At 72.0% G+C, this 13,399-nt stretch carries 10 protein-coding genes and 1 pseudogene; 5 read left to right on the forward strand and 6 right to left on the reverse strand.

The window, feature by feature from the left end:
- Window positions 1-498: 498 nt before the first annotated feature.
- Both BLR33_RS18430 and BLR33_RS18435 read left to right on the forward strand, forming a co-directional pair.
- Entirely contained in the window at window positions 499-1,068 is a 570-nt protein-coding gene (locus BLR33_RS18430) for a GNAT family N-acetyltransferase (RefSeq protein ID WP_093785617.1), read from the forward strand.
- A 355-nt stretch (window positions 1,069-1,423) separates the two neighbouring features.
- Window positions 1,424-2,284 (forward strand): alpha/beta fold hydrolase, encoded by an 861-nt coding sequence (locus BLR33_RS18435; protein ID WP_093785618.1) that lies wholly within the window; start codon window positions 1,424-1,426, stop codon window positions 2,282-2,284.
- A gap of 209 nt (window positions 2,285-2,493) precedes the next feature.
- Here the strand turns inward: BLR33_RS18435 and BLR33_RS18440 are convergent, their stop codons facing one another.
- From BLR33_RS18440 to BLR33_RS18450, 3 genes are all read right to left on the reverse strand, one after another.
- Window positions 2,494-2,769 (reverse strand): hypothetical protein, encoded by a 276-nt coding sequence (locus BLR33_RS18440; RefSeq protein WP_093785619.1) that lies wholly within the window; start codon window positions 2,767-2,769, stop codon window positions 2,494-2,496.
- Window positions 2,770-2,849: 80 nt separating this feature from the next.
- Window positions 2,850-3,839: a hypothetical protein gene (locus BLR33_RS18445; RefSeq protein ID WP_093785881.1), complete on the reverse strand. Its 990-nt coding sequence runs from the start codon at window positions 3,837-3,839 to the stop codon at window positions 2,850-2,852.
- A gap of 573 nt (window positions 3,840-4,412) precedes the next feature.
- Window positions 4,413-4,910 (reverse strand): YfbM family protein, encoded by a 498-nt coding sequence (locus BLR33_RS18450; protein ID WP_218136672.1) that lies wholly within the window; start codon window positions 4,908-4,910, stop codon window positions 4,413-4,415.
- A gap of 114 nt (window positions 4,911-5,024) precedes the next feature.
- Between BLR33_RS18450 and BLR33_RS18455 the strand changes: the two genes are divergently transcribed.
- A complete protein-coding gene (locus tag BLR33_RS18455) occupies window positions 5,025-5,501 on the forward strand; it encodes a hypothetical protein (protein ID WP_093785620.1) in 477 nt (158 codons plus the stop codon).
- Window positions 5,502-6,232: 731 nt separating this feature from the next.
- Window positions 6,233-10,321, forward strand: coding sequence for a discoidin domain-containing protein (locus BLR33_RS18460; protein ID WP_176930313.1), 4,089 nt, complete (start codon window positions 6,233-6,235; stop codon window positions 10,319-10,321).
- A 216-nt stretch (window positions 10,322-10,537) separates the two neighbouring features.
- On the opposite strand, the pseudogene BLR33_RS36180 reads toward BLR33_RS18460, so the two are convergent.
- Window positions 10,538-10,726 (reverse strand): annotated as a pseudogene (locus BLR33_RS36180) (MFS transporter); the annotation flags it as partial.
- A 65-nt stretch (window positions 10,727-10,791) separates the two neighbouring features.
- Complete coding sequence (locus BLR33_RS18470; protein ID WP_218136673.1) at window positions 10,792-12,021, reverse strand: MFS transporter; 1,230 nt, start codon at window positions 12,019-12,021, stop codon at window positions 10,792-10,794.
- A gap of 253 nt (window positions 12,022-12,274) precedes the next feature.
- On the opposite strand from BLR33_RS18470, the gene BLR33_RS18475 reads away from it, so the two are divergent.
- Window positions 12,275-12,721: a hypothetical protein gene (locus tag BLR33_RS18475; protein ID WP_093785622.1), complete on the forward strand. Its 447-nt coding sequence runs from the start codon at window positions 12,275-12,277 to the stop codon at window positions 12,719-12,721.
- 49 nt (window positions 12,722-12,770) lie between these two features.
- Here BLR33_RS18475 and BLR33_RS18480 read toward each other — a convergent pair whose 3' ends face one another.
- Window positions 12,771-13,307, reverse strand: a complete 537-nt coding sequence (locus BLR33_RS18480) for an RNA polymerase sigma factor (RefSeq protein WP_245771498.1) — start codon at window positions 13,305-13,307, stop codon at window positions 12,771-12,773.
- Window positions 13,308-13,399: the final 92 nt, after the last annotated feature.

Genomic DNA, 13,399 nt, shown 5'->3' on the forward strand with positions numbered 1-13,399 from the left:
GCTTGGGGGGTCGGCGGGTGCACTTGTCGTGGCGCGTGCTCGGTGAGTCACGGGTTCGGCCACGCGGCCTGCGCGAGGTGGAGGGGGGGTGGGCGGTGCGAGGTGTTTGGGGGCGTGGGCCTTTGGGCTCAAGGGGAGCATCAGCCCCCGGGGGGGCCTGGGGTGGTCGGGGCCGCTGGGCTTGCGTCGGGCGGGGGTCCCGGTGGGTAGGGGGTCGAAGTGGTTGGGTGCGTTGAGTCGTGTGGGGGTGGGGGCCTGGTGGGTGGTGTCTGGGGTGGTTGGGTGCGTTGGGCGCGTGTCGGTGCGGGGCCCTGGTGGGTGCGGCTGGGGGGTCGGGTGCGCTGGGGTTGTGTGTGGGGGCTCCGGTGGGCACGGGGTCGGGGCTGTTGGTCGCGTTGCGTTGTGTCGGGGCCGCGGCGTTGCGTGTGCGCTGCTTCGTCGCAGGCGCGTTGCTTAATCGGTGTGCGCCGCGGGTGGGAGGCGCGGCATCATGCGGGGATGACTGCCGCTGTGGATGTGCCGCGTCTGGCCGCCGATGGGGGGCTGGTGCTGCGGGGCTGGGAGTTGGGTGACCTGCCGCTGGTCGAGGAGGCGTCCGGGGATGGCTACATTCCGCTGATCACCACCGTTCCCCCCGTGTACTCGCAGGCGGAGGGCGAGGCGTTCGTCAGGCGCCAGTGGCGGCGTACGGCAACAGGCGTCGGGTACCCATTCGTCATCGAACGGGTCGCGGACGCCCGGCCTTTGGGGACGGTCGGCCTGTGGCTCCGCGAGGTGGGCGAAGGGCGCGCCACCCTCGGCTACTGGCTGGCCGGCTCCGCCCGCGGCCGCGGGGTCGCCGCCGACGCCCTGCGTGCGGTGTCTCGTTGGGCCCTGGAAGAGCTGCGCATCCCGCGGCTGCAGCTCTACGTCGAGCCGTGGAACACGGCGTCCCGCAGAACCGCCGAGCGGGCGGGTTTCCGGAGCGAGGGCGTGTTGCGGGGGTGGCAGCAGGTGGGCGCGGAACGCAGGGACATGATCATGTATGCGCGCCGCTCGACCGACGAGGTGCCAGGGGACGGCAGCTGAGCCGGGTGTCGCGGCGCCGGCCGACCGGTGCGGTGCGGTGACGTTACGGCTCCACGACCTCGGGCCGGGCTCGCTCCTCCCCCCCACTCGCCGTAAGTCCCGAGGCCTTGGGCGAGCCCAGCGGCTCCCGACCAACCGCCCCGGGGCTGGTGCTTCCCCTGGACGCAAAGCCCCAGCCCCGTAACGACCCAACGGCTCCCGACTACCCCGGTGGGCTGACGTTCCCCCTGGCCGCAAAGCCCCAGCCCCGTCAGCCCCCGACGGCCGCGGGCGTTCCGATGACGTGCCGGGGTCCGTCGTGGGCAGGCGGGAGGGCGGGGCGCCGTGCAGGGGCCCCGGAACGGGAGGACGTGTCGTGTTCGAGGGGTTCGCCACCAGGACGGTGCGCACCGGTGAGGCGTCCATCTTCGTCCGGTACGGCGGCGAGGGCCCGCCTCTGCTGTTGCTGCACGGCCACCCGCGCACGTCGGCGACCTGGCACCGGGTCGCGCCCCTCCTGGTGCGGCGCGGCTTCACCGTCGTCTGCCCCGACCTGCGCGGTTACGGGCGCTCCCGCGGCCCGGCGCCCGCCGCCGACCATGTCCCGCACTCCAAGCGCGCCGTGGCCGGGGACATGGCGGAGGTCATGCGGGCCCTCGGGCACCGGCGGTTCGGGCTCGTCGGCCACGACCGCGGAGCCGCCGTGGCGCTCCGCCTGGTGCTGGACCACCCTTCGGCGGTGACCCGGGTGGCGTTCCTGGACGGCCTGCCCCTCAGCGAGCACCTGGCCCGCGCCGACGCCCGGTTCGCCACCGCGTGGTGGCATTGGTTCTTCTTCGCCCAGCCGGAGATTCCCGAACGCGTCATCAACGCCGACCCCGACGCCTGGTACCGCGGCGACCCCGAGGCCATGGGGCGCGAGAACCACGACGAGTGGCGGGCCGCCACCAGGAACCCCGAGGTCGTGCGCGCCATGCTGGAGGACTACCGCGCCGGGCTCACCGTGGACCGCCGGCACGAGGAGGCCGACCGCGCCCGGGGCGCGCGGATCGGCTGCCCCCTCCTGGTCCTGTGGTCGCTGCGGGACGACCTGGAGGACCTGTACGGCGACCCGCGCACCATCTGGCGCGACTGGGCCGACGACGTGCGGGGCCACGGCATCGACGCCGGCCACCATGTGGCGGAGGAGGCCCCCGGCCCGCTCTCGGCCGCGTTGAGCGACTTCTTCACCCACTGATCCGGCCCGGGTCCGGGCCGGGTTCGCGTGGGGCGCCTTCCGGGTGCGGCGCCTTGGGCCGCGTCGCGATGGGGCGTTGAGTCTGCGCGTCAGGGTGAGCGGGCGGGCTGGCGTCGGTGCGGGGCTTTCGTTCGGGGCGGCAGGCGGTGGGGCGCGCGGTGACCATCAAGGGTGTTGCTGTGCTGACGAGGGGGTCCGCTGCCCCGCCTTCAGCCGAGTTCCTCGTATTCGGCCGGCGGTTCGAGGAGTTCAGGGTGGTCGACCCAATAACGGTCGCCGTGGATCGCCAGCATCGCCCAATGCCACGCTTCGTCGTGGAAAATCAGCCCGGGATACGGCGCACCCTCGGCCTCGTACGGATACCGCAACAGGGCCGCTTCCCAGGCAGCTTCGGGCGTCAGCCCGCCGTGATGCCGCATCACCCAGGCGTAGCCCCGCCGTTCGGCCTCCAGGCACCCGACGTACTCCGCCTCGCTCCACCCCACGCCGCCACGGTAGCCCTCGACGGGCCCGCCCCACCTCCCTGACGACCCCGTGGGGCGAGGCAGGCCACGTGGATCGGAGCTCAGCCGGCGACCGAGATGATGCCCGCCTCGACCGGAGCGGACGTGCCGTACTGAGCTCCCGTGATCACGAAGACGAGGCCACGGTCCTCAGGGCTGCCCGGGCCGTCGAGAGGGATGGTGTAGCGGCTGTAGCCCGCCGGCATGGGCGACGACAGGCGCGTCCACTTCCTGGGGTCGCCGAGGTGGCGGTTGATGAAGAAGTCCGCGTCGTCGTTGTCCGTGACGACGATCGTTCCGTCGGGGCCGCCCGAGTCCGACCACGACACGATCGGCGCCGCGTTCGGCGCGTAGCCGCTCTGGTCGACCAGCGGAAGGGTCTCGGAGAATCGGAACGACTCGGGGTTCCTCGCCAGCCGGTAGTGCACGTGGTAGGTGTAGTCGGCCTGGTCCGGGTTCTCGGGGTCGACGGGCGCTCCGTACTCGAAGGTGATGATCCACAGGTCTCCCCGCAGACGCGCCACCGACGTCATACCAGGGCGGTCCGCGTAGGCCGCCCCCGTCACGTCATCGACCACCGGACCCCAGGCGCGCAGGTCCGTACTGGTCTGGTGGGCGAGCTTCTGCCCGAAATTCGGGTCGCGCTGATCCGAGTAGTAGCAGATCAGCACGTCGTTGTGGAGCAGCAGGAAGGGCTCCCAGACCGGCGTGGCGCCGTTGGTCGTGTCGGCCGGCCCGCCCTGGGCCACTGTGCTGAGGAACGTCCACGTGAGCCCGCCGTCCGTGCTTGCGTAGAGCTGGATGTTGGTTCCGACGCCGCCGAGTTGATTGCACGAAAAGAGCAGCGCGCCCTTGGGCAGGCCCGCGAACGCGCGGGGCAGTTCGTAGAGGAAGGGCTGCAGGGCGAACCCGTTGAGGGGAATGGTGCTGTACAGCCGCCAGGTGCGGCCCTGGTCGTCGCTCCGGTAGAGCGGGAATCCGTCACGTGAGCCCTGGAACGTGGCGAGGATTGTGCGCGATCGCCCCGCAGGGTGAGAGGCGGTGAGTCGCACGGCGCGTGCGTAGGAGCCCTGCACGGCGCCGGCGACCGGAACCGGCCCGAACGGCCTGTCGCCCGGGGGCCTCGCGCCGGGAATCTGCGAGTCGGCGAACGCCGGCGCCGACAGTCCCACGGTGGCTCCGGCCGCCAGGACGGCGCCTGCTCCGAGGAACCTGCGCCGGGAGAGCAGCGAGGTGCGTATCGGTTCGTCTTCGTGCGATCCGCGGTGCTGCATTGCTTACCCTCTTCCACGAAGCGCCCCGACCGACAGGCACTCGTCATGTGCGCGTCGTACAGGATCGGGGTCGTGCACGATCGGAAGACGCTGAAAGGTTATCCGTGAGAAACGATCCCGAAACCGAAGGCGGGGTCGCGTCGCCCCAGGTGAGGTGTGCGGTCGCCGCCCGGTGGGCACGCGCGAAGCCGTCGTGCCGGTGCGGGGCGTGCGCGGACGCAGCGGGTGCCGTCGGCGCGTGGGTGTTGCGGAGGCGCGACCCCGTCGGCCAGCACAAGATGCGCTGACGGATGCGCAATCGCTCTATGGGCAACCGCTGGGTTGTTGTTCGACGTCCCTCGGGTCGGCTGCTCAATCGAGCCAGATCAGCATGGCTTGAACGGCAGAGGCGGCGGCCTGGAAGAACGTGGTCAGCGGGGTGAACAGGTCGCGGGCCCACTCCAGTGAGGTCGGCGAGTCCCAGATCTGCGGGTAGGTCCCGGCCTCGGCGAGTTCGGAGTGATCGACGCCGTGGATCAGCTGGTCGTACGTCATCCGGTGCAGTGCGTCGGCAGCCAGCCGGACCCGGTCGGCGGTCAGGTATCGCGGCGGTCCATAGCCCCAGTCGTCCGCGGCCAGGGGCTCCTCGCCGTGCACGATGTCGACCGGGAATGCCGCGCGATGTAGCAGGAATCCCAGCAGGTCCCAGGTCTTGTGCGTGGTGAAGTGCCGAGCCTCAGCGGGTGCCGGCTCGTTCTCCTCTTGAGCGTCCTGGATCTCGTCGGCGAGTTCCAGGGCCCACTCGGGATTCTTGACTGCTCGGGCCAGCTCTTCGGGTGTGACACGCAGGTACTCGCCGTTCATGCTCATGGGCGGCAGCATATGGAGAGGGTCTGACAAGGCCATCCAAGGCTCAGCCCGGTGAACGGGGCGATGCAGGACGACTCCGACGCCGTGACCACATAGGTCACACTGCGTGGGACCATGGCGACCATGTCAGGTCAGGTCTGGGTGTCGCTCATATCCTTGGGCGGCGTGGTACTCGGCGGCACGCTGTCCTACCTCGTCCAGCACAGGACTCAGTTGTCAGCGGAACGAGCCGAGCAGCAACGGCAACTGAACGCATTGTCGGAGGCCCGGCGCGCGGAACGGCTGGCGTTGCTGGAGCGGTTCATCGAGGTGGCGGCCGAGGCGGAACGCTCCGCATTCAGCCGGCCTTCCGAATGGGACGATACTCACCCCTGGTACTTCACGACCCAGGGCATCATGAACAGGCTATGGGTCGCAGAGCGGCTGATCCGCATCCAGTTCCCCCTACCCGTACATGACGCGGCACGCGCGTACTTCCTGGACCTCAACCGGACGGTGTGGCAGGGCTTGCCCGACGGCGAGAGCGTGAGGGACTACCTGGAGGACAACCGGCTGGCGTTCCTCGACGCGGCCCGAGCGGTCATGGGATAACCCAACTGCCAAACGGTCATTCCCGGAGCGTGGAAGCCGCGTCGGCAGCAGAGGGAGTGGAAACGGGGGAAGGTGCGTGGACGTCTGCCGCGGACGGAAGTTTCCATCCGGCCGCGACCGGGATACGTGTGCGGGGCAAAGAGGCGCGCCCCCTGCATTCTTGAGTTCGAGAATCACCCGATGCCCCGGTACGGCAGGTGTTGCGCACGACAGGAACGGAGGCGCGCGAAGAGCGCCGGCTCGTGCCCAGCCGGTGCACCGTACACGCAGGAGACCGACCGCAAGCGCACCCGCCCCCGGAACCCCCGCCACAAGAAACCCGCGGACTTCCGTCCCGGCCAAGCCCCCACCGCTCGTACCCGGCGCCCGAGAACCCCAACAGGCCCGACGAGCGGTCGCCCCCACCCGGCAGGCCCTGATGCCCCCTCAAGCACGAAGCCGACCGCAAACAAGACGGCTCGCCGCACGGCACGTACGCCCCCGCACCCCCCGTACGAGCCGCCCCACCGAACCCCGCACGCGCCCGCACCCCTCGTACGAACCGCCCCACCGACCCCCCGCACGCACCGGCACCCCCCGTACGAAAAGCCCCAAGCAACCCCCGTACACAAGAAGCCGCACCTCTTGACATACCCCCACCCCTGGCAGCAACGTTTGGCAACGTTGTCAGAGCCGAGTTGAGCCGGGGGACGCTCCACTCCAAGACCCTCCCGGGATTGGACATTCCGCACATGTCGAATGAATCGCCGCGCCCGTCCCGCAGATCCGTGGTGGCCACCGGCTCCACCCTGCTGGCCGGTCTGGGCCTCGGTGTCGCACTGCCCGCGACCGCTTCCGCCCAGGGCGCCCAGAGCTCCACTGCGACCGGCGCCCAGCCCACGGCCGGCAGTCCGGCCGAACTCGCCGCCTACCGCCCCGTCGCGGTCTCCTCCACCGACTACGCCGCCACCCCCGCCGAGTTCGCCGTGGACAGCCTCAACTCCACCGGCGTGCGCGGCTCCGGCTGGCGCGCTGCGGCCGGCGACCCGCAGTGGATCTCGGTCGACCTGCAGGCCGACTGCGAGGTCGACTCGGTGAAGCTGACCTTCGAGGCCACCGTCGACGACCCGGTGTGGACCCCCTCCACCAGCGGCAACCCGTGGGACAGCACCACCGGCAAGGAGATCCTCTCCAGCTGCGCGACGGACTTCGTGGTGGAGACCTCCCGCGACCACTCCTCGTGGACCACGGTGTACCGCACCACCTCCGGCACCGGCGGCGTCGTGGACATCCCGCTGGACCGGCCGGTCACCGCCCGCTGGGTGCGGCTGACCGTCCGCAAGCGCTCCAACGCCAACCCGCTGGGCCTGAACGGCTTCGAGGTCTACGGCCGCGCTGCCGGCCACCGCCCGCAGGCCACCGGCTGGACCGACTGGGGCGTCCACGACCACCGCCCGCCCGCGCTGGAGGTCGCCGCCGACGGCACCGTCCCGCTGGAGTCGGGCTGGACACTGACGATGGACGACTGGGCCGGCGCGGACGGCGCCGCCCTGTCCCGCCCCGCGGTGGACACCAGCGGCTGGCTGCCCGCCACCGTGCCCGGCACCGTCCTCACCTCGCTGGTGGACCAGGGCAAACTGCCCGACCCCGTCTCCGGGTTCAACAACCTGCACATCCCCGAGGCGCTGTCGCGCCACTCGTGGTGGTACCGCCGCTCCTTCACCCTGCCGCGCGGCCTGCCCACCGGCGGCGGCCGCCGGGTGTGGCTGGAGTTCGACGGCATCAACCACAAGGCCGACATCTGGCTCAACGGGCAGCAGGTCGGCGAGATGACCTACCCGTTCGCCCGGTCCGCGCACGACATCACCGCGCTGCTGGCCGACAGCGGCGAGCAGGCGCTCGCCGTGCAGATCACGCCCGTGCCGTACCCGGGCAGCCCCGGCGACAAGGGCCCCGAGGGCCTGTCCTTCGTGGATGCCGGCGCGAACATCATGAACCTCAACTCGCCGACCTATCTCGCCGCTTCGGGCTGGGACTGGATGCCGGCGGTCCGCGACCGCGTCTCGGGCATCTGGAACCACGTGCGGCTGCGCTCGACCGGCGACGCGGTCATCGGCGACCCGCGGGTGGACACGGTGCTCCCGGACCTGCCCGACACCGGCACCGCCGAGCTGACGATCACCGTCCCCGTCCGCAATGCCGCGAGCGCCGACCGCAAGGTCGCGGTGAGCGCCTCGTTCGACGGCGTGCAGGTCTCGCAGACGGTCACCGTGCCCGCGGGACAGAGCACCGACGTCGTCTTCACCCCCACCACGTTCACCCAACTCCGGCTGCGCAACCCGAAGTTGTGGTGGCCCAACGGCTACGGCAGCCCGGCGCTGCACGACCTCGAACTGACCGCCGCGGTCGGCGGGAAGACCAGCGACACCCGCACGACCCGGTTCGGCATCCGGCAGTTCGACTACGCCTACGACACCCCACTGCCGTTCGTCTCCGGCGGGGACGCCTACACCCAGAGCGTCGACCTCGGCCCGCAGCAGGCCCAGCACGTCCGCGTGCGCTGCCTGACCCGCGCCACCGGCTGGGGCTCCTCGCTGTGGACGCTCGCCGTGATCGACAGCTCCGCGCCCAGCACGGACCTCGCGCTGCACAAGACGGCGACCGCCTCCTCCGTCGACGAGTCCGACCACCAGCCGGGCAACGCCACCGACGGCGACCCGGACACCCGCTGGTCGTCCTCCTTCGACGACGACCAGTGGATCGCCGTGGACCTCGGGTCGAGCGTCTCCTTCGACCGGGTCGACCTCACCTGGGAGCAGGCGTACGCGCAGACCTTCACCGTGCAGGTCTCGGCCGACGGCCAGACGTGGACGGACGTGAAGTCCGTGGACAACTCCGCGGTGCCGCTGCCCTTCAACACCGGTGACGCGAGCCTGCAGACCGAGACCTTCGACGCGGTCACCGCCCGCTACGTGCGCATCGACTGCCACCAGCGCGCGACCAGTTGGGGCAACTCGCTGTGGACGCTCTCGGTCGTGGACAGTTCCTCGCCGGGCAAGGACCTGGCGCTGAAGAAGCCGGTGAAGGCGTCCACCGAGGACCCGTCCAACCCGGCGGTGAACGCCACCGACGGGAACGCGGGCACCCGCTGGTCCTCCGACTACGCCGACGACCAGTGGATCCAGGTGGACCTCGGGTCCTCGGTCTCCTTCGACGAGGTCGTGATCGTGTGGGAGGCGGCGTACCCGAAGACGTACACGATCCGCGTCTCGGACGACGGCTCGACATGGACGGACGTCAAGACCGTCGACAACACCCCCGACCCGCTGAAGATCAGCGTCAACGGGGTGCGGGTGTTCGCCCGCGGCGGCAACTGGGGCTGGGACGAACTGCTGCGCCGGATGCCGGCCGAGCGGATGGACGCGGCGCTGCGGATGCACCGCGACATGAACTTCACGATGATCCGCAACTGGGTGGGCTCCAGCGACCGTGAGGAGTTCTTCGCCGGCTGCGACGAGTTCGGCCTGCTGGTGTGGAACGACTTCCCCAACGCCTGGGGGATGGACCCGCCGGACCACCAGGGATACAACGACGTGGCCGCCGACACGGTGCTGCGCTACCGCATCCACCCCTGCGTGGTGGTGTGGTGCGGCGCCAACGAGGGCAACCCGCCGGCCGCGATCGACAACGGGATGCGCAGCGCGGTCCAGACCCACGCTCCCGGCGTGCTGTACCAGAACAACTCCGCCGGCGGCATCATCACCGGCGGCGGCCCCTACGGCTGGGTGGACCCGAACCGCTACATCGACCCGTCCACGTACGGCCTGGGCAGCTTCGGTTTCCACACCGAGATCGGCATGCCGGTGGTCTCCACGGCCGCCAGCGTGCGCAACCTCGTCGGCGACGAGCCCGAGTGGCCGATCGGCGGCGCCTGGTACTACCACGACTGGAGCACGAAGGGCAATCAGGCCCCGCAGAACTACCAGGCCGCCATCGAGGCCCGGTTGGGCACGGCGACGGGCCTGGACGACTTCGTCCGCAAGGCGCAGTTCGTCAACTACGAGAACACCCGGGCGATGTTCGAGGCGTGGAACGCCAACCTGTGGGACGACGCCAGCGGGTTGATGCTGTGGATGTCGCACCCGGCGTGGCACAGCACGGTGTGGCAGACGTACGACTACGACTTCGACGTCAACGGCGTCTACTACGGTGCCCGCAAGGGCTGCGAGGCGCTGCACGTCCAGGCCCGGCCCGACACGTGGCAGGTGACGGCGGTCAACCACACCCCGCAGGCACTCAAGGGCGCCCGCGTCACCGCGCGGGTGCTGGACCTGAACGGGCGGGACGTGGCGGCCAAGCGGACGGTCACGCTGGACGTGCCCTCCTCGGACAGGACCGACGCGTTCACCGCGGACTTCTCCTCCGGGCTGCCGGACCTGCACCTGCTGCGCCTCACCCTCACCGACGCCCGCGGCACGGTGCTCTCGGAGAACACCTACTGGCGCTACCGCGACCCGGCCGACATGAAGGCGCTGGGCCAGGCGCGGCCGGCGAAGGTGTCCGCGTCGCTCGGGCGGGTCACGCACGACGGCTCGCGCAGCCAGGTGACGGCGACGATCCGCAACAAGGGCAACGCGGTTGCCGCCATGGTGCGGCTGTCGCTGATGGACGCCGCCGGCGGGGCGCGGGTGCTGCCGACGCTGTACGGCGACAACTACCTCTGGCTGCTGCCGGGTGAGTCGCGCGAGGTCGTCTGCTCCTGGCCGACCGACGCGCTCGCCTCCGGGCGCCCGGAGTTGCACGTCGAGGGCTACAACGCGCCCGCGGTGACCGCGCGTTGAGACAGGCCCTGTGCGGCGGGTCCCCACCTCGGTCGAGGCACGTCCGAGGTGGGGACCCGCCGCCGGTGGCCCCGTGAGCAGCCGTACTCGTATGCGCGGCACACCTGTTGGCGCGGCAGGACGCGTGTCGAGGGGGGGCTGTCGAGCGGCCGCGCCCGACCGGCGGCGGCGCGTTTCGGGGAGGACGCGGGCAGCGCCGCCGTAGCGGACTGGCCTGCCTGCGGCGCCGACCGCGGCGGCCGAGCCGGTGAGCTCCTTCAGCTGGAGCGGCAGGGCGACCAGGGTCAGGAAGCTGCCGAACGTCGTCACCGTGCCGGCCGTCCACATCAGCCGGAAGTCGCGCGAGGTGCGCCAGGGGGCGGTGTCGGGCAGCAGGGCGCGCAGGCGCGACGTCACGCAGGGCATCGTCGCCGCGGGGGCCGCGGGGGCCGCGGGGGCCGCGGGGGCGGCGGGGGCGGCGGGGTTTCGGGCTACTGGGCCTCGGCGCGTTCTTCTGCCACGTGCGGGTCGCGCTGCTTCGGCGGTCGGTGCGGGCCCGGTGCGGGCGCGCGGACGGCCGAGGCGATCAGGGCCGACACGGCGAGGAGCGCGGCCGCGGCCGTGATCGCGTGGAGGACGCCCTGCCGGTGGGCGAGGAAGCCGATCAGGGGCGGGCCGCCGAGGAAGGCGCAGTAGCCGATCGAGGCGATGACGCTGACGTGGGCGGCGGCGTGGTGCGGGTCGTCGGCGCCGGCGCTCATGCCCACGGGGTAGCCCAGGGACGTGCCGAAGCCCCACAGCACGGCGCCCGCGAAGGCGACCGGGGTGGCGGAGCCGAAGGCGAAGAGCAGGACGCCGGCCGTCGCCACGACGGCGAGCACGCGGACCACGGGCACCCGCCCGTACCGTTCGAACAGGCCCGTGCCGAACCAGCGGCCCGCTGTCATCGCGGCGAGGAACACGGCGAAGGCGAGGGTGCCGAGCGCGGCGGGCCGGTGGTAGCCGTCGATGAGGGCGAGGCCGATCCAGTCGTTGCCCGTGCCCTCGGCGAAGGCGAAGGCGAGCACGAACAGGCCGATCAGCAGGGTGCGCGGGGTGCGCCACGCGGTGAGGACACCGCCCGGCGCGGGGTGCTCGCCGCCGGACCCGGCCGCCTCGGCGTCGCTCCGGCGGTCGGGGAGCATCACGCGTGTGGTCGGGGGGATACCGAGGGCGACCACCGCGGCGATGGCGAGCAGGTGCGCGGTCACGGGTACGTGCAGCGCGACGGCCGCGGCGCCGACGAGCGCGCCCGCGACGGTGCCGATGGAGAAGCCGGCGTGGAAGCGGGACATCACCGTGCGGCCGAGCCGCCGTTCCACCAGCGCGCCCTGCACGTTCATGGCGACGTCCCAGGTCCCGTTCGCGAACCCGAACACGAACAGCCCGGCGGCGACCGGGGCCTCGCCCTGCAGGACGCCGACGGCGACCAGGACGAAGCCGAGCCCCAGCAGGACGGCCATCGCGGCGACCATCCGCCGCGACCCGAACCGCCCCACCAGGTGCCCCGACACGGGCAGCGCCACCAGCGAGCCGATCGCGACGGCCAGGAGCAGCACGCCGAGGGCGGAGGCATCCAGCCCCAGCCGGTCCTTCACCTGCGGAATCCGCGCGGCCCAGCTCGCCCCGGCGAACCCGGACCCGGCGAATGCCAGATAGGTGGCACCCAGCGCGCGCCCCACGACTCCACCCTTCCCCAACCCCACCCCTCCCTCAACGGCCTCCCCATCGTACGCACCGGCCCCTCGTAGCCGTCCGGCCACGAAGCCCGCAGGCTCCGCGGACGGGCGGGTGGGCGGTCGCGTCCTGCTCGGGGCCGCTCCCGCGGGGTGCCGGCGGCCGCTGATCAGCCATGCCGCAGCCGGGAGCCGATCGTCTCCAATGACCCCCGGCGCGAGGGAGGGGAATGTCGGGGGGCGGTGACAGACTCGGGGGATGGCGTTGTGCGACTACTTCTCCGCACCCGACGACCGGGCTGCCGCGGCGGTGGCCGGGCGGTCGGGCGGGCCCGCGGTGTGCGGGTTGGACGCGGTCCCGCTCACGGGGGTCGACCCCGTCGTCGCCGTCGCCCGGCTCGAAGCGATCCTCACCGGCTGCAGCTACGAGGAGGCGACCCGCCGCCCGCGGGCCGGGCGGCTGCTGTCCTCCCCGCAGGGGGACACGCCGATCGTACTCAGCCTCTCGGACACCCTGCTGGACGCACTCGTCCAGGCGGAGCCGTCCGATCTCGCCCGCGCGGCCGGGCCCTGGTCGCGGACCGCGGAGCTGGCCCAGGCCCGCGTCGACGCCCGCACCGCGCTGATCGTCCTGGAGTCCCTGGCCGCCCTGACCCGGCGGGCGAAGGCCGACGGCCGGCGGGTCTACTGCTGGTGGTCGCTGTGAGGGCGAAGGGACCGGTGGGGTGACCCGCGCGCACGGAGCCGGGCACGGCTCAGCGGGCCATCTCCTGCATGTAGAGCGTGCGCAGCCGGCTGCGCGCCCGCGTGTACGCGCTCTCCGCCGACTTGTGCGTGATGTTCAGCGCCCGCGCCGTCTCGGCCGTGGACATGCCGTCCGCCCGGGCCTGGATCACCTGCTGCTCGCGGGCGCTGAGCCGGTCGAGCTGGCCCATCAGCCAGCTGCCGGCCGCCCGTTCGCAGGTCTGCAGCTCCACGTCCGGGCCGTGGTCCGAGCCGCCGAGCGTCTTCACCCGGTGCGCCAGGCGCTGGTCGCGCGTGGCCCGGCGCTGCTGGTCCACGCACAGCCGCAGCGTGATGGTGGTCAGCAGGGCGCCGACCCGGTCCTCGTCGAGCGCGGCGTACGTCGCCGCGCGGATCATCGCTTCCTGGACGCAGTCCTCCGCGTCCGCCGTCCGGCCGAGCCGGCCGACGACCAGCCGCAGCAGCCGTTCTCGCTCCCGCATCACCAGCGACCAGCGACGCTCGCCGGTGCGCTGCCTGATGAGCCGCCTGTCGTCCTTGAATGTCATCCGAGTTGCCCCCGAGTCGTCCGACGGATGCTCTTCGTCGCGCTTCACGGATGAGCATCCGGGCACCGGATGAAGCAAAACTTGAGCGTGCC

Origin of the sequence: Actinacidiphila guanduensis (assembly GCF_900103985.1) — a bacterium.
GTDB classification, from domain to species: Bacteria; Actinomycetota; Actinomycetes; order Streptomycetales; family Streptomycetaceae; genus Actinacidiphila; species Actinacidiphila guanduensis.